This is a genomic window from Paenibacillus sp. FSL E2-0178 (assembly GCF_038593005.1).
Lineage (GTDB): Bacteria > Bacillota > Bacilli > Paenibacillales > Paenibacillaceae > Paenibacillus_AQ > Paenibacillus_AQ phytohabitans.
The window spans coordinates 7,606,184-7,624,860 of sequence record NZ_CP151953.1 but is presented as its reverse complement, the minus strand read 5'-3'; the positions used below and the strand labels follow the sequence as shown (position 1 = coordinate 7,624,860).

Genomic DNA, 18,677 nt, shown 5'->3' with positions numbered 1-18,677 from the left:
TTTAGTTTTTTTAAAGAAAGGGCCATACTTTATTTTCTGACCCTTTGATTATTTCAATCATCTTGTTTTAGAAATGGTCTTAGTACTGGGGCAACATCTTTACTGTCTATTCCAATATTTATTATTGACTTTCCTATGATTCCGGAAAAAGGATTAGTACTATTATCAATAGTAGCGCCAAATATCCCCCTACCATACTGAAGAGTTGGAGTGAGTTCGATACTGGTAGATTCATTCAGTTTTTTCAACCCTGCAATGATAGTGTCCTTATCTGTTTTATCCATCTTCATTTCATCAATTTTGCTTTTCAATTCCTTTATTTCGTTCTCTTTGTTCTGTAATTGTCTTTCGATCTCATTTGAGTGCTCTTGCAAGCCAGACAAGTGTATTTTCAATGAATTTACAAAAGACGCAATTTCATCCGCACTTCCTGCAATCCGATTTAACGTTAGCAAGTTGTCAGCTATAACTTGAGGTACATTATTTTGAGGATATCTGAGAAGATGGTCAATTTCACCATAACCTTCTTCAAAGATTGTTCTAACCTGAATTTCAATTGTGATTGGAACTTTAGTGGGAGCAACACTTATTAAGTAATGGACTGATCTATAACCAGAAGTACGTACATCTATTGGAAGACCTGTCTCCTCATATAGTTTAGAGTCGTCCCCACTTCTTAAATTAGCATTCACTTCAGAAACTTCCCACTGACTGATAATGTAATCGTGTATCTCTCTCCAATCTTCTTTAAATATATGGATCGCTCTAACACCAATTAAATCAGTTATTTCAGACATGTAATTTTCAATTGTAAATGTAAATTCATTACCATACTTAGCTCTACGCTCTGGAAGTTTTCTTATAAGTTTTTCGAGTAGATGTTCAGGATCTTTCACTCTTGATCTAACCGTATGAATCATATTGTTTAGTCTAAGGATATTTGCAACCACTTCGGCCTGTTGCTCCAGAAATTTCATTTGATACTTATAATGTTGATAGATTTCACCCAGAGTCTCCCAAGACATTAAATCTAGTGATTCGGGAGAAATATTATACTTCTTCATAAATTTATCCTTATTCATGGTTGTCTACAATTCCTCCATTCCTTCCTCGTCTCGATCCAGTTGCAATGCTGCATACTTAGGGGTTTCATGAATCCCTTCTTCGATAAGCCAATTAAGAAAATACTGTACAATCTCAATATTCGTCATTCTACCAGGGTAGTCTCCATCCCATTTCATTTGACGACCCAGGAAATTGATAATTTGGATATAAGCCATCTGCGGATACTCATAGTCTTTGTGTTCTTGGGCGAATTTAAAATCCATATTCTCAATAATTGCTTGAGCTGCTTTAAGCTGCAGATCTACACCACCGAAAATTTCGGACTCTCCCTCAACTGTGATGGTAATACCATTTGAATGGATCTCGATTTGATTCTCTGAGCTAAATTGCATATGTAGGCCTCCTGGTATTTGAGTAAATAAGATAGTCATATTTTACCACAAAGAGAGTTCGCTCGTGTAGGTAGGTGTGAAATATAAACTCAATAAAATTGCCAATTTTGATTTCAATCTATTTATATAGACCCCCAATTATCTTATCTATTTTCTACAAAAGTCCACTCATTCGCTCCTGAGCCACCTCCTGTAAATTCAAAGATAAACATCCTGTTACCCTCAATCTTGATTTTCACTTTTGCAATGTAGAACTTACCATTAACATTTACTGTGATTGCTTCAAGAACTGATGGTGTGGAATAATAGCGCTGACCCCATAACACATTTGTACCACTCAAACTTGTGCCCATCCATCGAGTGAACATAGAACTTGCGCCCCAATTATATTGTCCATAATTAAGTTCAGAACTAAGGTAATAATTAGCTCCGTCATCTCCCTTCCACACGCTGTATCTAGAATGATCTAATCTCGGCATCGGTGAATCGGATATGCCATGAAGTCCCTGTGGGAATGTTAGAAGAAATCTCTTCCATTCACTTCCACCAAAACCACCAGTCTTCTTAATGGCCGTAAACTGTTTGTTGTTAGTACTTGTTTCCAAAGTTAACTCCCCACCACTTCTTGCTGTTCCCAGTGGTACATCAATCCATTCACCAATAATTTTTCGCGCTTCTAGATTGGTTGTACTTTTTTCAATTCGACCAAAAAACACATTACTAAAATCATTATTACCTCCACTAATACCAGCCCAAATGACCCGTTCAAATTTGTCTGACTCAGGATATTTAAAATGCTTTAAATAATACGTCCCTCCATCATTGCACGTCCATGTACCAGACAAATCAACTGTTGCATTAACTAAATTTCTGTTGATCACTAATGAACCACCTCTCACTGTTTTATTCCTTAATCAATTATATTCATAAATAAACATAAAAAGGTAAGTAAGTCAAATATTCTCAAACAAAACTGAATAGACTGAGATCTTGAAAACTTAAATTGGATTAGTTGATAATAATTAAAATCTAGATGTTATCGGAAAAGGCTATATGGAATACGAGTTTGTAGGGTGAATGTGGACCTTTTAGTGGATAATACTTGTTGTCTGCGTGAAACGGTGAATGAGAAAAGTGTAGATAATATAAGAAAAATTTAAGATGGATGTGATAATAAAAACGATAATATTGAGGTGAGAATGCTGTTTGGAGAGGTGAAATGAGTTTGGAATTAGGTGAATAATCTGTAATTTTGAGGTGAAATAAAACGTTGATATATAAGGATATGCAAGGATTATACAATGAATAAGTTGAGTGTGTAAGTAGATGTGCTAGGCGGCTAGTATGTAAAATATATCCATTTTACGATGTAAAATATCCCCCTATATAGGTATTTACGTTCACATTTCATTCACATAATACATCCATCAAACTAAACATAATAATATTCCGTTGACTATATGCCCGATATCGTGATATAATTATAAATGTAAGGAGGTGATAACAATGCTAGAGACAATCAAATCCATATCTGCAATCGTTCCAATTCTCACATTCACACTTTCACTAATTACCTACATTAGAAGTGAAAGAAGGATAATGAGAAAAGAAAGAGAAGAACGCTCAAAACAACTTAAGCAGACGCAAGAAAGCGGCTCCTTCCCGCCAAGAAAGAAAAGCCGCTAACCAAAAGTAAGCTAAAGGGAATCCAATCGGGTTCCCTGTTAGTCTTATGATACATTATACCACATTTAGCGTTGACTATATGCAATGATTACATTGCCCGATAACGGGCTTTATGATACAATGGATATATCAATATTAAACATATAATGTATTTATTACTATTATAAAATCTATTTGAGGGGAGTTGAATACTTGAAAATTACATCGAACCAAATTGTTTATTTGTTGTTAATTGTGACAGCGGTAATACTATTCTTTACTATTGAATTGAATACACTTAGCGTTACCTTACTCATACTGACCGTGCTTATTAGCGTTGTTGGATTAGTGCGGTTCTCACAGCACAGAAGAAGATAGGAGTGTGTAACAATGTATGATGCCGATACACTAAACCAGCGAATTGATGAACTCTTAGAACAGCTTATGACAACGGAAGAGGCTGCCGAATACTGGGGATTGTCTCAGGACCATGTGAAACGACTATGCGGTGATGGAGCTGTTATCTGTCGTAAACGTGGTAAGACATGGCTTATATTGAGAGAGCAGCCTAACCCTAAACAGAGGGAGCGTAACAGTAAATGAAGCCTAGAGATGGGCTTCTTTCTTTGTATGTGGGTGTACAGATAAGTAGGCATAGCTAAAGCCCATACAGTAGCGTACAGGCTTGTGTGAGTGGCTATGTGGTTTATAGTCTATCCATCTTAGCTAACATCTTCTCTCTGGTTGGGTTAGTGTATAGCAATGTAGTATGAATATTACTATGACCTGCTTGATTGGCTACCTCATGAACACTCATATCATTCTCTAAGGCATGGGAACAGAAGAAGTGTCTAAGGTCATGCGGTGTGATCTCTTTACCTATAACAGCCGAATACTGCTTAAACAGCTTATTAATTACTGTTCTGTCTATTCTGCTTCCTCGATTGCTTACAAACAGATACTCACTATCTATCCCCTTCTCTGTTCTTTCCTTAATCCAGCTTTGCATAGCAGTCTTTGCTTTGCTGCTTATAATTACAGTGCGTTGCTTCTTACCTTTACCCTCAGACACAATCAATTCCCATGATGTTAAATTAAAGTCATCTATACCAATGTTCAGGCACTCACTAATACGTAAGCCACAGTAAGCCAGTAATGACACAATAGCATAGTTACGCTTAGAATCTGATTCTAATACTAATTGTCTGAACTTCTCAACGTCTGCTAGTCCAACGGTAGCCAGTGAAGCATATTGAGTCTGTAGCTTAAGCATGTCCTTCTTACTTATCGCTTGTTCAGTCTGGACATTCGATTCAATGAGGAAATCATTAAACTTGATCAATGCTGAAATCTTAGCGTTAATGGATGAAGCACTGTTTTTCTTAATCGTCTTCAAGTATGAAATGTAGTCCTTGACACTCTCACGGTGCAACTTTTTGAACTCAGTACCTTTACTTTCTTCAAACCATCTCATATAACCACTTACATTAAGTATGTAACTCTTGATTGTGTTAACGCTCATATCGTTGTTATGTAGATGCTGTTCGAATAATTGAATCATGACTTCCACTCCTATCAATTATGTTGCATTAAGTATAGGCTGATTTCCGATAAATTATGTTGCATTTAATATACATATTGTACCTATAATCAGCCTGTTTCGCAACATAATTGTTGTTATGTGGCATTATATTTTTGGAGTGATTTTGCTTTGAAACAGGTATATAGAAGGATTGTTATGCAGGACAATAGTGAATGATTAGAAACGGAACTCAATTTCCTATATACGGAAAATGATCATCAACTCCTTATCGGTAATTGTAGGTTTTCAACTACATTCCCTTATAACTATTGGGTTTTATGCTAATTGAAGCTACTCCGTATCGCAAATGTATAGGCTGTATAAGGCTTTCTATAGCATTTACGTACAGTTTACGCCACTTATGGCGAATACTCATGTGAAGCGGGATCAGCATTCCCTTATGTGGCAAGGCTTCACCGATACGGGGTACGATGGGGAGTTGATGGAATAATAACGTGATCAATCAAAGAGTAATCAAATTGTATTATCGAAAAATGGTGTAAAACCTTGATGTATATACGTTTATACGTATTATTATATCGTTTTTAAGTCATTATTTATACTATCGAAATTATTATCGACATTCGGTTGGTTATTAATGCATGATATTCAGGTTTCATAAGGTATTTATGCATTATTTAAAATGAAATACGCATAAAATTTAAATTTAAAAAACCCTTAATATATAAGGGTTCATTGTTTTAAAAATTCGTATCGACAGGAATAACATTATGGGCGGAGAACAAGAGATATATTGTACAAAATTTAATTACTATCACTCGTTTTTACCTTTGGTTTAGCTTTTGTTCTTGGGCTCGGTTTTTTCACAGAAGTTACTGGTTCATTCGGCTCATATTGCAAATGTATGTACAAGGAAAAATTAAGCAGATTTTAGGTGAGCGAGGGTTAACACAGGCTAAGTTAGCAGAGTTGGCAAATGTGCCTCAGCCTTTTATAAGTCGATTTGATAACAAAGTGAATCAGAATTATAACATTGATAATTTAATTTCTTTGGCTCGTTCGCTTGATCTTTCAATAGAGGACTTATTCGACATTGAAGAACGTCCAGACAAAAGAATGAGAATGATTAATAAAAAAATAAAAGAGACCATCCAGTAAGGATAGCCTCTTTTACATCATTGCACTTCACCATTTGATTATTAAAATTACTAATGTGATGATACTTAGTGCCAGCGAAATGTACGTCATTATCATTGTGGCTGTTTGTTTTCGATTCATTCACTTAGCTCCTTATCTTATACTTATGTTATAATTGAAAAGGAAAGACGCACCTTTTATTTCTTCCCCTACGCCTAGCCCCTTTTCGGGGCTAAGGTTTCGGGGTTTCCTACTTGAGCAGCAGGATGATGAAGGTGAGGATTGAGTTTATCAAGGCGATGATTGCAGTCACCATCTTGATTGTTTCATCTCTTTCCTCTTTGCGTCTTTCTTTTCTTTTTTTGTTCAACTTATTCACCTCCTATTTTTATTATATACTTACGTGAGTATAAAATTAAATTTATATACTTGCGTAAGTATATAAATTTGTGGTATTATATGTAAATTAAAGGGAGGTAATTTTATGCCAGAACGCAAAGGTACATCTGCTACTCGTGCTAAAAACAAATACAATGCAGCAAATTATGACCGTTTGTATCCATATGTTCAAAAAGGCAGGAAAGAGATATATGAAGCTGCTGCGAAAGCTGCAGGCGTTAGTTTAAATGATTATATTATCAGTGCAATTGAGGAAAAATTAGCGCGCGACAAACAATAATTTATGGATATCCACTAAACAATATTCACATGAATGGTGGTGATAATCATGTCATTAGTTTTGTTTGCTTTACTCCTTATTAATTCAATTATTGTAGGTGTTACTATGGAACCTACAACTTTAAACGTTGTATTAATCTCCCTCTCTGCGCTTATAAGTGTTATTGGATTAGTTCTCCACATAATCCGCGCAAATAAACAAAAAAGGAGAGTATAAATGGATACCTTAACTTTAATCATTAGTCTTGTTGCTCTAGTCATATCATTGTTTGCACTCAGCAAAACACTCCAAAATAGGAGGAATTAACATGTCAAAGCCAGCACCTAAGCAGCCTCTATCCTTTAGATTTAGTGAAGAGTTTGTTACTCAGCTCAGAACATGGTCATTTGTGACTGAAACGGATCAACGTATATTGTTGGAAGAAGCTTTCCAAGAGTATGCAGATAATCATCCAGAGGTAAAGGATAAAGTGGATAAGATTATTGTGACATTAAGCAAGGACTCCTGAATATTTGGAGTCCTTTTATAATGTCTTTATGTATTGTTATTATACCGACATTTTCTCTCAACCACAGTCTATCTAGTCTATATAATTCGCTAACCATTTTCCACTTTCATCAATTGCATTTTAAAAATCATATTTCTGTTTAGGGTCTTTAACAACATTATTTCTGTGACTAGGTTAATTCATTATTTATAATATCTTATTTTTATTTTATAAATCTAAGCTATATTTCATTTAATGTTTTGTATATAATTCATATGTTTTAGCATTCACTTTAATTGCTTTACTATTGTTAAATTCCATAGTTGCAAAATTAAATAGCCCCTTCTTTTCGCCCTTTATAAAATATAGGGTGCTCTTGGAGTATTAAACCATTATTTTCTATATGGTTTTTCATCTTTTCAAATGCGAACTCGCTATATTTTACAGTCGCTATTGTCTCCCCTGCACGATCACTATAATGAACGCTAACAAACTCATCTTGGTATCCTGAGTTACCTTCTGGTTTAATATAAAACCCTAATTCTCTTGCAAGTGAGTCTGCAAATAATATATGCGGAATATTATTAATCGAATAAATATTAAATTTCTTAGAAATTGCTGAAGGACTCAACTCTCCTTCTCTAAGCACCGTTGATTTAATGACAGCATCCTTAAAGTCTTTTAATTCAGAAATTTCATTTCTCACTTTGACAATATCTCTCGTGTTGATGGAAGATTGCAATTCCCTTTCCGCATCTTTTAGCATTATCAAAGCCATTTTATCAGAAGGATCTATTTCATTTAAGTTATAAAGAGTATGTACCTTTTTACTTAAATCTCTCTCCTTTTCATCTGCAATAGATTCTATCTGGAAGTAAATCATATCAAAATTCCCGTTTTCTCTTATTGAAGGATTTACTTCTCTTCTCATAAATTTCTTAAATTCGTTTGCATGTCCAGAGTTTGAAGCATACATAACACCATAAATGCCTTCTTCATAAACTATGTCTAATTTAGGAACTGACTTATACTGTTCATACAAGGTCGTTACTTTCTTTTAAGATTGCTTTAAAGCTTTTAATGAATCTCCCTCCAACGTTCTATATTCCTTTTCAACTTCAAAATCTTCCCTGTTTCGTATATCTAACTAAGCTTTCTTCTCATCTTTATAATTTTCAAAAGCCATCAGTTCTGGAGCAATAACAGCGAATCTGCTGTCTAATTCAAAAATAAACAAACTCTTATATCCATCAAAAAATTTAACAATGTTTTTCAAATATAATTACTCTCCTCTTCTTAATAAAATTACAATTTGATTAGATTATGTCACCATCACCAAAGATCAAAGCAAACAAGAAAGCTCCACCGCCACCAAGCAAAAGAGTAGCAGCAACACCTACAAAGAAACTGTTCCAATCAATACTATTGATCAATTCTTGCATGTTTCTATTCCCTCCCTCTATGATCCAAAATGTTCTAATTGGTTATTCTCTAACATTTCAGTCTCACGCTTACTAAAACCAACGTTATTGAGTCTCAGAAGCATCTTACTGACCTCTTTATTACTCACTATCCTTACTCTCTCCACGAAGAATTCTTTTTGCAATTCTTCAGGTAATAGTTTAATGAGGTTATCTTTAACATACAGAAGTTCATTGTTGATCTTATTGATCTTTTCATTATGTATTTGCTCTGATGTTTTATATGTATTTTTTATAATTCCTATCTTTAACAGCAGTTGTTTAATTAGTTTCACGCTATTCTCCTCTCAAATTCCCGATCAAATTCCCCTTTGATTATTTTTATCTTATAACAAGTCTTATCCACTTCCTTATCTCGTCTTTGTTTTAGAAAACAATCAACTCCTTTCATGTAGCTAAACTTATATAAAATCATTATTATATAGTTATATAGTTATTTTTAGTTTATTTGATTCACCAATAAAAATAGCAAAGAGCCACTAAAACTGTGACTTCACCATTTCAATCCACACACTCCATACGGAGTGCGACGTAGGACCTCAACGATAATGCTCGTCACTCTATCGAATTTCAATCCACACACTCCATACGGAGTGCGACTGCTACTGCTTCAGATCGTCACGCCCATTAGAAATTTCAATCCACACACTCCATACGGAGTGCGACATCCACGCAGAATACCGAGCAACTCACTGAACTATTTCAATCCACACTCCATACGGAGTGCGACTGACACTACTTGTATTTTTTAGTTTTGGGTTTGCTATTTCAATCCACACACTCCATACGGAGTGCGACGCATTCCTGTGATGCTAATAGCAGTTGATTTAAAATTTCAATCCACACACTCCATACGGAGTGCGACTGACAAAGTCCGTGAAGCCGCCAGGGAAGCTAATATTTCAATCCACACACTCCATACGGAGTGCGACTTAGAGTTAATCCTGGTATTGGTAAATATAGAATCATTTCAATCCACACACTCCATACGGAGTGCGACATCATTCAAGGCCCAAAGATTACCCACACGGATAATTTCAATCCACACACTCCATACGGAGTGCGACAGCGGAAATCAGCATGATTAATACTTTAAAAGCATTAATTAGTCACTTTCCACTTTTCAATTATATCATACAAGCATTAATGGATAATTGACTCTTTTTACTCATAATCATTTTCATTAAGTTTCGACAAAATCCGAGGTGCGAAGGACCCGGGTATTTCATGGGAGCTTGACATTCGCACCAGTACAGAAGGTATGTATAACAATTAAACACTTGATTATTCTGCCCAAAACCACTATTCAAAATCAAGTACTCATTTAACGCTCTCAAGTTGCCTTTTTTAATATCTCCATTATCCCGTTTAACAAGCCAATCGGCAATAATCGATTTCTCTGTATGCACATTTGGCTTCCAGTTTGAAATATAATTAAGAGCCTCTTGTAACTCTGTTTTCGCCAAATCTTTATATGTAGCAATGTTAAATTTGTTCTTCATATCTTTCAAACATTGACCATAATATTTATTAGCAAATAAAATGTATTTAAAATTCTTCATTCCGCCCAACATAGACACAACTCGTCTGTTTCTCGCATTAGTAATTTCTTTTTGTTGATGTCGATCAATTGAAGTTACGCTGAGTACATCCTGGACTTCGCTCATTTCCTCTTGAATGACCTCGATTGTTTCCTTTAACTGAATCATACCTTTGTTCACCATTTAATTGTCTAGAGCAGCCTGTGCCTTTGTGACTTGATGTAGTGAAACTATATCATCTTGATCTAGACTGTAAAACTCTTGTGCTTTATACAGTTTCAATCTCAATTGTTTTTCCTGTTCATCTTCAAGTTGCTTTATTGAATACTCTGCTGCGTCAAATTTACCATTTTTTCTAACTGCAGGAGCGACATCTCTACGAATAAAAGTTTTAAATTTAATCGCATGTTCCGTTCCCGAATTCTGCATGACTCAATAAATTCCTGGTTCAAAATCTAGGCGTGGAACCGATTTGTACTGCTCATACAAGGTCCTCTGTTTGAAGATTTTTTTTGAATTCTTTGAGCCTTTCTCCTGTGAGAGTGACAAATTCACGATTTGCTTCAAACTTTTCACGAATTTTGGTAGTGTACCAAGCATCGCTTACATTACTGTATCCTTCAAAAATCATTAGTTATGATGCAATTGTTGCAATTTCCCCTTCCCAATCAAACATAAACAACTTCTTTTCCCCATCATTAAAAGCACTAATTACTTGAATCTCATTTGCCATATAAATACCATCACCATTTATTTTTATAATTATTTTCATTTTATTATCATTATCTACATTCTTTACTAGTCTTAGAAAGTACTCACCTCCCTTCAATTTTTCATGTTCATGATCCTTTCGTATAGAGAATTTCAACTTATTATTTGATAAGTTACCTCATCGAGCATTGCTGACCACTTGACGTTGTCTAATCAGTACTTCATCGATTCAGAGACACTGAATCGATGAAGAATATTTTTTTACATTTAAAATAAAAAATAAATTTAATTATAAAATAAACAAAAAAAAGTCAACAACTGCTTTTTTAGAATCAAAGATACCACTTAACAAATGTTCTCTTAGGTATTTTACATAACTTTCCTACTCGGATACTGTAAAATTGCTTTGCCTCAATTAAGTTGTAGGTTGATGATTTTTGTATTGATAATTTAAATTTTATTTCCCTTCTAACCAATTGATAAATACTTCTTTGCTCACTTTAATTAGTTTGCCTACTCTATTCACATGAAAAGGTGGGTCACTAAGTAATTCATAAGTCTTTCTTCTTCCCATACGTAAAATTTGTTGGATATCCTCTGGATTAAGTATTGATGGATAATCATCATACTCTTTAAATATCGCGCTCATTCCATCACCTCCATAATTATTTTTATTTTAAATGCATTAAATTTAACTCTAATTTTAATTTTTGTCATGGTCAGTCATTCATCATTAACTCTTAGCGGATATCCGCGATAGCCACGCCTCCCAGCGGAACTATTTCGGCCTACTCCACTAATAGGCCATCATCAGGCGGAGTTATTGTTTCAATGTATTTATTTATAGTTTATATATGAAGAACAGTGTTTTTGCGTTGTTATCAGATGCACAGAGTCAAGTTTAGGAATAAATGATTCGGATTAAGTGCTTTGAGTTCAAACAGTTGCTTCAGTGTTAATTTTGTTTCAGCAAATACTCTTAGCTTCGCTTTATTAAATGGCTCCTGAAACAGTGTTTCGAGTGCATACTTTGTATCCATTTGCTCTAGGTCGAGTAGGTCATTATATGTATGGTTGTGCGAACCCACTTGCTTAGCGAGTTCCAGTACCTTCAATGGCAGACAACGCTTAGTCATATAAAGTTTTTGTCGTTCAAACTCATTGATAAAGTTTTGACGATCCTCATTAGTCTTCAGGAAAAAATCCAGTTCCTCTTTAATAATTATAGCTTTGGCAATCTGCCCATCTTCAAATCCCACCCAACGCATAATATCTTCGGAACTCCACTCTAAGTTTATATATTTTGACTCCATCTCAGTTTTCACAATAATAAATTCTTCAACTTTGATACCTTCGATATTGATTTGGTTAATAGTTGCTGGTTGATTAATACTCATTTTAACTTCCCCTTTAATTGTTGTAGTAGTGCTTCTGGATCATACAGCTAAACATTACATGACTTATCTACTATAGGTAATAGTAACTACGTTGACAATTTAGCTTTTTCCAATTTGGGAATATATGTCATCTGTCACTAATTTGTTGCATTGTCGATTTATGGTAAATATAATGTCGAATTATGTTGTATTTTGAATAACGCAGCATTATTTATCTAATTATCGTTGTTATATGAAGAATTTATATGATTTAATTCAATGAAAATGAGTGAATTGTTATAGTGTTGCAAAGTGTGTTTGTGTTAAAATTTAGATAAAAATATATGTCGGGAGTCGTGGTGTGATTTGAAACAAATTAATGAAATGCCAACATATTATTTATGCCAGTGTGACAAGTGCGGTAAGTCAATTAAAGTACCGAAAAACATATGTCAAGATTCGAATATTGGAATAAAAACTACATCACCAGTATTTTGTTCCTGTGGAACCGCATCAAACATAATTAAACCTCCAGACTCAATGCCAGCGGAAAATTATTCTGAACCTGAGCAAGTAAGATGCCCTAAGTGTAGATCACAACAATTCTCTGCAAATACAAAGGGTTTTGGCTTAGGCAAAGCAGTAGCTGGTGGTGTACTTGCTGGCCCTGTTGGATTGCTTGGTGGTGTAATTGGTAGTAAGACTGTGGTAATCACTTGTTTATCTTGTGGACATAAATGGGAGCCAAGTAAATAATCTATTGAAGTATTAAAATCCTTTTCTAAAGAATGTATTGACTACCCAAATCTAAAAGCTGACATTAAAAATTGTTATAGACAGTATATCGCTACCAATTATTCACACACTTTTTATAAATGAACTATCATCTTTGCCAAAAGAGCACACTCCATCATAAGCGTAATAATAAATCACAAATGTAAAATTTCTAAGGAGGGTAACACACTCTTTCTATATATATTGTTTAAACATCACATTCGAATAACGAAATTATATAACGCAAAACGTAATTTGTAAATACACTAAATATAATTTAATTACTCTAAGTGTAATTCATTATTAACATTTAGCGTTTTTTTATGATTTACGTTATAATTTATATCACGTATCCTAATAATACGTATTAAAAAAAGCAAATGAGGAATGTTTAATGATAAAGATCAAAATTGCCGAGTTGCTTGGAAAGCATAAGATGTCTCGTAAAGATTTAGCTGAAGCCGTAGGAATTAGACAAGCAACAGTTGGACTCCTTTATAACGAAGAGATCAAACGTATTGATGTTGAATGGCTTGATAAAATTTGTGCGTATTTTGAATGCAATCTAACTGACATAATTGATTATTACCCTGACGACATGATCGTCGAGGAAAAAAGTTATAAAATTAAGGACAACACACTGGACGATAGTTACAGTAACCTACGCATAATTAGATCTGAAGATTAGTACCTCCTTTTTCTTTATATATTATTCATTACCATTGCGTTAATTTTATTACTTAATAAGTAATACGTCAAATGTATTTTACCATTAAAGTAACACTTATCAAGTAATACCTGTTTTCATTGCAATGTGTTATTCAAAATAAGTACATATCGGAGGTTGATAATTTAATGCCCATTGTATATAAACTGTCTGATACCCTCGAAGAACTTGATATTACAAAGAATAAATTAGCAACAGAAGGAAAATTTCGTGTTGCAACTCTTCACGAACTGGAAAAGGGAAAGTCAAAGTCGATATCCTTTGAAACTCTGGAACGTATTCTGGTTACTATAAACAAAATCACCTTAATTGAAGGCAAAAGAAAAGTTGTTTTAAATGATGTAATTGATTTTTATGAAGATGACACTATACCTAGTGTCCCATTAAGCACATACCTCAAGACTGATAATGAATCTTCAGCGAGCCCAGATATAGTGGTAGATGATAAAGACAACAGTACTAATAAAAACGCCCCGCAAGCGTAAAATATAATGAATCATTATATTAGGCGTGAAGTATAATGTCTGATCTTAAAACGTTTTGTACGTCACTTTCCTCCTATAAAAGTTGTTTTCAAGACTGTTTTTAAGGAGTCGCTGAATTTAAATTTTTCATTATAGCACCTTTGATATATTGATTACAAGAACAATCCTTAAGATAACTTCTGTTGATGTCGAATAACTCTTAAATAAATCTTTTTTAATATATATCTAACTCCTGCATACACAATGTAACTCCTAAATTAGAACAAGTCAACATGATTTGTTCTTTTTTGAGTTATTTTTTTATTCTTATTAGGAAATACTTATGTTATGATTGATTTACGAAGCTCTAATTCAATGGGGAGGATCTACAATGTTGATGTTTAATCTAGAAGATGCAATAAAATTACTTGATACAAATCAAGCTAAACTATCTGCTTTATCAGATGTTAGGCCCAATACGATAGCTGATTTAATTAAAGCCAATACTAAGAGAATCGAAGTTGATACATTAGAAAATTTACTTGATGCACTTAATGGCTTAGCAAAGTCAAAAGGTATAAAGAAGTATTTTCGGGTTCAAGATATAATTCAGTATTATAATGATGACTATGAAGATAACGAAGAAACATACGGTCAAATAATAATTAAAGAAGAATTTGAATTATTACGAAATGTATTAAGTAATGCGGTTGTCTTTACTCCTGTTAAAGGTTTAGAAGTAACAAACATTTGTAAAGTTTTACTTCTCTACCGAGAAAAATTTACTATTGGAATTGTTGAAACCATTGGCGTACCCAGTACTGATGTTATAAAAAAATTCCTTTTAAGTTGCGAGACGCAATTAAGGACATACTCTTTGGTTGAACGAAAAGCTGAAGGTCCTATTGATACAAGGCTTTTACTCACCTCTAAAGGAATCGAATTCGTTAACTTGCTAAGAAAATACGGAACATCATAAGGAGACTACTTTAGTCTCTTTTCTATTGTCAAAGAACAAATGTTTACAGGAATTAACGCATTGCATTTCCGTGTAAACAAGATTATATTGGTAATATATCTTTTCGAACCATACTTGTCAACAAATGAATACACTTTTGTTTACGAGAGAATACACTATAGAAATAACTAATGAGCAGAAGTTTGGCACATTTATTAAAAATTTACGCGAGTCTAAAAGATTATCTTTGCGTGATGTTGCTGATATATGCTTTTTTAGCCCTGCACATCTGTCCAATTTAGAGCGCGGACAAAGCACAAGTGGTCGAACAGTTAAAGCCACACCAGAAGTTATTAAAGAATTAAGTCATGTCTAAGATTCCCCCTACTCTTCATTAATGGAGAAAGCAGGATATGGTGAAGCTACTTATGTTTATAACTTACAAAATGCAAAATTCAAAGTTTCAATAGATGCAGATGATTTTCCCACAATTGAACAGATTGGCGACAGATTGCAAAAACTAATGGCATACAAAGGATTTACAATTAAGGATTTAGCGGCACATATTGTATACTATGAATTTGGCCCAAGTGAGTTTGGTGTTAAAAAATTTGATGTAATGTTCATTTCTGATGTAATAAACAATGCGGTTGATCCTCCTAGCAAATTTGTTGTAGCTGCCTCTAATTTTTTTAGAGTTAATTGTGACTGGTTATTAACGGGAAGAGAATATGTAACTAGTCCCATTTCCAAATCAACATTAGAACAGCAACAAAAAGAGCTTACAGACTACATCTTTCAACAATTAAAAAAATTAGACGAATAATTGCCCCTCTCCCCAGTATGTGATATGATTTTCATATCCTGATTGGGGATTTTTTTAGCATTTTATAACCTTTTTGTTTTCCTGATTCATATATTATATCCATTTTGGATATTAGTCAACATATGGAGGAGTCATTTTGGATATCTTTTCAGAAAGATTAAAATGGGCTAGAGAGAGAAAATATATTAGCAAGAAAGATATGGCTGAAAAAATTGGTATGTCTCCACAAGGCTATGGAAAAATTGAGAATGGACAAAGAGAACCTAATCTAGAAACTTTATCTAAACTGCCCAAGATACTTGGTGAATCCTTAGATTTTTTAATAGGAGTAACTGATTATGATAAACATGGTCACAATTTATTGATGCAATACAGAGAGGCTTTTTCAAATGTTGTTTTTGCTCAATATGATCTAGCAGAAGTTAGAATACACTCACACGACTTATCTAAGGAAAATGTTAAATTAGACTTAGAATTAAAAGAGAAAAGTTCAATAAATTATATAAAAGGTTGGAAATTACGACGAGATCAAATTAAAGAAAGACTTCTTGCTTATGTACTTGAAGAAATACCCATGACTGCTTCAAATGTATTTGAAGAATTATCGGCGATTGAAGAAATACAAAATTCCATCTTCCCTAACAAATAAATGGAAATAAAAAAGACACACAGCGATTAATTATCACCAGTGCGTCTTTTTTATTTATATCTACTCACCAACCAATATTACTAAAATCGGGCATGAGTGGTGTAATTAACTTCGTAAGTGCTTCTATGAGCGCTGTAGCAGCGTATGCGAAGCTGCTGAAGTCTCCCCACTGAACCCTTTGTAAACATAAAGGCAAATAGAGCTATTACAGCGATTATAGCGTAGTCTGATTTTTTGAACCTCATGTTATAAGAATATCCCCTTTAAATAAAGCTTGATAGGTAAATTATACCATGCAAAAATGTGTTAGCAAAATGATATAATAATACTTTTATATTGCAATAAACTAAATATAACTATATATTTAATTATATCAAAGAAAGGAGTTCCTCAACATGCCAATTTATGAGTATATCAAAAAAGGTAAAACACACTATAAGTATGCTTTTGAAGTTAAAAATCATGACGGAAGTAGGAAAACGATAAAAGAAAGTGGATTTGCGAGGAAAACTGATTGTAAGATTGCTGAAGCGATAGCTAGGGCAGATTGGGAAAAAGGGAATCATATTAATCCTTCAACTTTATCCTTTGGAGAGTACATAACAGAGTGGCTAAAAAATAAAAAAGATATAGGTGACAAAACTCGCCATACCAATAATGGGCATATTAAAAATCATATTGTTCCTGCAATTGGTGGAATCGCATTGCAAAAGTTAAGTTTTGAAGATATTGAATTTTTAGTTGCAGAAATGAAAAAAAAAATCCTTCCTAATGGTAAAAAGCTTGCTGACGGTACGATTAGAAAAGTATTTAATCTTGTTCAAACTGCACTAAGAGCTGCAGTCAAAAGAGAACTTATCCTAAAAAACCCTATTGATAAGCTGGATAAAGGATCAAAGCCAAAACCCAGCAAGCCAAAGTATGACTATTGGTCTGTACAAGAGGTAAATGACTTTTTTGGGAGATTAGAACATCGATTAAAAGTATTATTTATTTTGGCAATTTATACGGGAATGCGTCGAGGAGAAATCCTACGGCTTCGTTGGAAAGATATTAATTTCCAAACAAGACAAATCAGAATTTCCAAATCTAAAACTGATGCAGGAGAAAGATCTATTACAACATCTAACTTTGTAATAAAGACATTAACTGATCATTTCAATCAGGTATTAGAAGATAAAAATAAATATAATGATAATTACATCGATAATCAATTTGTTGTTTGTAACCATCTTGGAATACCTATAAGCAGCAGCAATTTCCATAAGTTTTGGACGAGAAAGCTTGAGGCAACAGGAGCAAGAAAAATCAGATTTCATGATTTAAGACATACTTGCGCTTCCCTAATGTTCAGTGCTGGGGTACATCCAAAGGTCGTTCAGGAAATGCTGGGACACTCATCAATTAAGGTAACATTGGATATGTATAGTCATATGATGCCCAACATGCAGGCAGATGCAGCTACTGTAATGGAGAACTTACTTAATAACACAGTTCAGGAGGACGAAAACCCGCCTGAAAAAGAATAATAAAAACCTACCGTTTTCCTACCATTATCAAGAATCTTAAATAAAAGGAGCCAAGAAACCTTGTAGAATAAAGGTTCTTGACTCTTAATTATTAAGTAGGTCCTTCCTGCCCTGAAGGATTGATATATTCAGTTGAATAACAAGTTTTGCCTACAACAAAATTATCACTTACGTGCGGGAAATGCAAGTGTGTTTCGGAAATTTACTTTATTTATGTAACTTAGTTCCCTTAATTCCCTGACTCCCGCTGCTTGTCCGCTCTCAGCAAATCACGAATTTCGATCAGCAGCGCAACCTCCGGTGCCGGAGCAGGGGGCTCGACAACTTCGACTTTAACAGTTTCCTTGCGTCTGAATCTGCTGGTGAGCTTCACTACCAGAAAGATAGAGAATGAAATGATGAAGAAGTCCAGTACGGACTGTAAGAACAGGCCGTAATTCACGGCGGCTTCACCGCTGCCCAGATGAAGCTCCTTCAGATTGGTATCTCCGCTTATTAAGCCGATAAGCGGCATGATGATGTCACTAACCAAAGAAGTAACAATTTTGCCGAAAGCCGCCCCGATTACAACCGCCACTGCCAGATCAAGCACATTTCCCTTCATGGCGAAGCTTTTGAATTCCTTCCACATGGACATTACTATATCCCTCCGAAACTTTGAATTTTAGTAATT

General features: G+C 34.2%; 27 protein-coding genes and 1 CRISPR repeat array. Of the genes, 13 read left to right on the top strand and 14 right to left on the bottom strand.

From position 1 onward, the window contains the following. Positions 1 to 53: 53 nt before the first annotated feature. From MHI42_RS32790 to MHI42_RS32780, 3 genes are all read right to left on the bottom strand, one after another. Positions 54 to 1,082, bottom strand: a complete 1,029-nt coding sequence (locus MHI42_RS32790; RefSeq protein ID WP_342421896.1) for a GTP pyrophosphokinase — start codon at positions 1,080 to 1,082, stop codon at positions 54 to 56. Between the two features lie 6 nt (positions 1,083 to 1,088). After that, positions 1,089 to 1,457: a hypothetical protein gene (locus tag MHI42_RS32785; protein WP_342421895.1), complete on the bottom strand. Its 369-nt coding sequence runs from the start codon at positions 1,455 to 1,457 to the stop codon at positions 1,089 to 1,091. A 143-nt stretch (positions 1,458 to 1,600) separates the two neighbouring features. Next, positions 1,601 to 2,338, bottom strand: a complete 738-nt coding sequence (locus MHI42_RS32780; RefSeq protein ID WP_342421894.1) for a hypothetical protein — start codon at positions 2,336 to 2,338, stop codon at positions 1,601 to 1,603. 625 nt (positions 2,339 to 2,963) lie between these two features. Here MHI42_RS32780 and MHI42_RS32775 point away from each other — a divergent pair. Both MHI42_RS32775 and MHI42_RS32770 read left to right on the top strand, forming a co-directional pair. After that, positions 2,964 to 3,143, top strand: coding sequence for a hypothetical protein (locus MHI42_RS32775; RefSeq protein ID WP_342421893.1), 180 nt, complete (start codon positions 2,964 to 2,966; stop codon positions 3,141 to 3,143). A gap of 369 nt (positions 3,144 to 3,512) precedes the next feature. Beyond that, positions 3,513 to 3,725: a helix-turn-helix domain-containing protein gene (locus tag MHI42_RS32770; protein WP_342421892.1), complete on the top strand. Its 213-nt coding sequence runs from the start codon at positions 3,513 to 3,515 to the stop codon at positions 3,723 to 3,725. Between the two features lie 103 nt (positions 3,726 to 3,828). Here the strand turns inward: MHI42_RS32770 and MHI42_RS32765 are convergent, their stop codons facing one another. Next, the gene (locus tag MHI42_RS32765; protein ID WP_342421891.1) at positions 3,829 to 4,683 is read right to left on the bottom strand and encodes a tyrosine-type recombinase/integrase; all 855 of its coding nucleotides are present in this window, start codon (positions 4,681 to 4,683) and stop codon (positions 3,829 to 3,831) included. An 882-nt stretch (positions 4,684 to 5,565) separates the two neighbouring features. On the opposite strand from MHI42_RS32765, the gene MHI42_RS32760 reads away from it, so the two are divergent. The 3 genes from MHI42_RS32760 (at position 5,566) to MHI42_RS32750 (ending at position 6,989) form a co-directional block, all read left to right on the top strand. Further along, the gene (locus MHI42_RS32760; RefSeq protein ID WP_342421890.1) at positions 5,566 to 5,823 is read left to right on the top strand and encodes a helix-turn-helix transcriptional regulator; all 258 of its coding nucleotides are present in this window, start codon (positions 5,566 to 5,568) and stop codon (positions 5,821 to 5,823) included. A gap of 463 nt (positions 5,824 to 6,286) precedes the next feature. After that, positions 6,287 to 6,481: a transcriptional regulator gene (locus MHI42_RS32755; RefSeq protein ID WP_342421889.1), complete on the top strand. Its 195-nt coding sequence runs from the start codon at positions 6,287 to 6,289 to the stop codon at positions 6,479 to 6,481. Positions 6,482 to 6,788: 307 nt separating this feature from the next. Next, positions 6,789 to 6,989: a hypothetical protein gene (locus MHI42_RS32750; protein WP_342421888.1), complete on the top strand. Its 201-nt coding sequence runs from the start codon at positions 6,789 to 6,791 to the stop codon at positions 6,987 to 6,989. 310 nt (positions 6,990 to 7,299) lie between these two features. On the opposite strand, the gene MHI42_RS32745 is transcribed toward MHI42_RS32750, so the two are convergent. The 9 genes from MHI42_RS32745 to MHI42_RS32705 form a co-directional block, all read right to left on the bottom strand. Continuing rightward, positions 7,300 to 8,010 (bottom strand): hypothetical protein, encoded by a 711-nt coding sequence (locus MHI42_RS32745; protein WP_342421887.1) that lies wholly within the window; start codon positions 8,008 to 8,010, stop codon positions 7,300 to 7,302. Positions 8,011 to 8,115: 105 nt separating this feature from the next. Further along, positions 8,116 to 8,244: a hypothetical protein gene (locus MHI42_RS32740; RefSeq protein ID WP_342421886.1), complete on the bottom strand. Its 129-nt coding sequence runs from the start codon at positions 8,242 to 8,244 to the stop codon at positions 8,116 to 8,118. Positions 8,245 to 8,284: 40 nt separating this feature from the next. Next, positions 8,285 to 8,410, bottom strand: a complete 126-nt coding sequence (locus MHI42_RS32735; RefSeq protein ID WP_342421885.1) for a hypothetical protein — start codon at positions 8,408 to 8,410, stop codon at positions 8,285 to 8,287. A 17-nt stretch (positions 8,411 to 8,427) separates the two neighbouring features. Beyond that, positions 8,428 to 8,724, bottom strand: coding sequence for a hypothetical protein (locus tag MHI42_RS32730; protein ID WP_342421884.1), 297 nt, complete (start codon positions 8,722 to 8,724; stop codon positions 8,428 to 8,430). Between the two features lie 223 nt (positions 8,725 to 8,947). Then, positions 8,948 to 9,516: a CRISPR direct-repeat array (repeat unit 33 nt; unit sequence ATTTCAATCCACACACTCCATACGGAGTGCGAC). A gap of 60 nt (positions 9,517 to 9,576) precedes the next feature. Beyond that, on the bottom strand, positions 9,577 to 10,158 hold the full coding sequence (locus MHI42_RS32725) for an ORF6C domain-containing protein (protein ID WP_342421883.1): 582 nt from the start codon (positions 10,156 to 10,158) through the stop codon (positions 9,577 to 9,579). Between the two features lie 15 nt (positions 10,159 to 10,173). Then, positions 10,174 to 10,419, bottom strand: coding sequence for a hypothetical protein (locus tag MHI42_RS32720; RefSeq protein ID WP_342421882.1), 246 nt, complete (start codon positions 10,417 to 10,419; stop codon positions 10,174 to 10,176). A 205-nt stretch (positions 10,420 to 10,624) separates the two neighbouring features. After that, positions 10,625 to 10,762 carry a hypothetical protein gene (locus MHI42_RS32715; RefSeq protein ID WP_342421881.1) on the bottom strand — a complete coding sequence of 46 codons (138 nt, stop codon included), beginning with the start codon at positions 10,760 to 10,762 and terminating at the stop codon, positions 10,625 to 10,627. Between the two features lie 396 nt (positions 10,763 to 11,158). Continuing rightward, positions 11,159 to 11,350 (bottom strand): DNA-binding protein, encoded by a 192-nt coding sequence (locus MHI42_RS32710; protein WP_342421880.1) that lies wholly within the window; start codon positions 11,348 to 11,350, stop codon positions 11,159 to 11,161. A 232-nt stretch (positions 11,351 to 11,582) separates the two neighbouring features. Next, positions 11,583 to 12,098, bottom strand: a complete 516-nt coding sequence (locus MHI42_RS32705) for a hypothetical protein (RefSeq protein ID WP_342421879.1) — start codon at positions 12,096 to 12,098, stop codon at positions 11,583 to 11,585. Positions 12,099 to 12,443: 345 nt separating this feature from the next. Here MHI42_RS32705 and MHI42_RS32700 point away from each other — a divergent pair, with 345 nt between their 5' ends. The 8 genes from MHI42_RS32700 (at position 12,444) to MHI42_RS32665 (ending at position 18,004) form a co-directional block, all read left to right on the top strand. Beyond that, on the top strand, positions 12,444 to 12,833 hold the full coding sequence (locus MHI42_RS32700) for a hypothetical protein (protein WP_342421878.1): 390 nt from the start codon (positions 12,444 to 12,446) through the stop codon (positions 12,831 to 12,833). 412 nt (positions 12,834 to 13,245) lie between these two features. After that, positions 13,246 to 13,539: a helix-turn-helix transcriptional regulator gene (locus tag MHI42_RS32695; protein ID WP_342421877.1), complete on the top strand. Its 294-nt coding sequence runs from the start codon at positions 13,246 to 13,248 to the stop codon at positions 13,537 to 13,539. A 167-nt stretch (positions 13,540 to 13,706) separates the two neighbouring features. Continuing rightward, positions 13,707 to 14,063 carry a helix-turn-helix domain-containing protein gene (locus MHI42_RS32690; RefSeq protein WP_342421876.1) on the top strand — a complete coding sequence of 119 codons (357 nt, stop codon included), beginning with the start codon at positions 13,707 to 13,709 and terminating at the stop codon, positions 14,061 to 14,063. Between the two features lie 370 nt (positions 14,064 to 14,433). After that, positions 14,434 to 15,021: a hypothetical protein gene (locus MHI42_RS32685; RefSeq protein WP_342421875.1), complete on the top strand. Its 588-nt coding sequence runs from the start codon at positions 14,434 to 14,436 to the stop codon at positions 15,019 to 15,021. 124 nt (positions 15,022 to 15,145) lie between these two features. Continuing rightward, positions 15,146 to 15,376 (top strand): helix-turn-helix transcriptional regulator, encoded by a 231-nt coding sequence (locus tag MHI42_RS32680; protein WP_342421874.1) that lies wholly within the window; start codon positions 15,146 to 15,148, stop codon positions 15,374 to 15,376. 21 nt (positions 15,377 to 15,397) lie between these two features. After that, a complete protein-coding gene (locus MHI42_RS32675; protein WP_342421873.1) occupies positions 15,398 to 15,826 on the top strand; it encodes a hypothetical protein in 429 nt (142 codons plus the stop codon). 136 nt (positions 15,827 to 15,962) lie between these two features. Then, the gene (locus MHI42_RS32670; RefSeq protein ID WP_342421872.1) at positions 15,963 to 16,475 is read left to right on the top strand and encodes a helix-turn-helix transcriptional regulator; all 513 of its coding nucleotides are present in this window, start codon (positions 15,963 to 15,965) and stop codon (positions 16,473 to 16,475) included. A gap of 395 nt (positions 16,476 to 16,870) precedes the next feature. Then, positions 16,871 to 18,004 (top strand): site-specific integrase, encoded by a 1,134-nt coding sequence (locus tag MHI42_RS32665; RefSeq protein WP_342421871.1) that lies wholly within the window; start codon positions 16,871 to 16,873, stop codon positions 18,002 to 18,004. Between the two features lie 229 nt (positions 18,005 to 18,233). On the opposite strand, the gene mscL is transcribed toward MHI42_RS32665, so the two are convergent. Further along, positions 18,234 to 18,635: a large conductance mechanosensitive channel protein MscL gene (gene mscL, locus MHI42_RS32660; RefSeq protein WP_042141359.1), complete on the bottom strand. Its 402-nt coding sequence runs from the start codon at positions 18,633 to 18,635 to the stop codon at positions 18,234 to 18,236. Between the last annotated feature and the right edge of the window lie 42 nt (positions 18,636 to 18,677).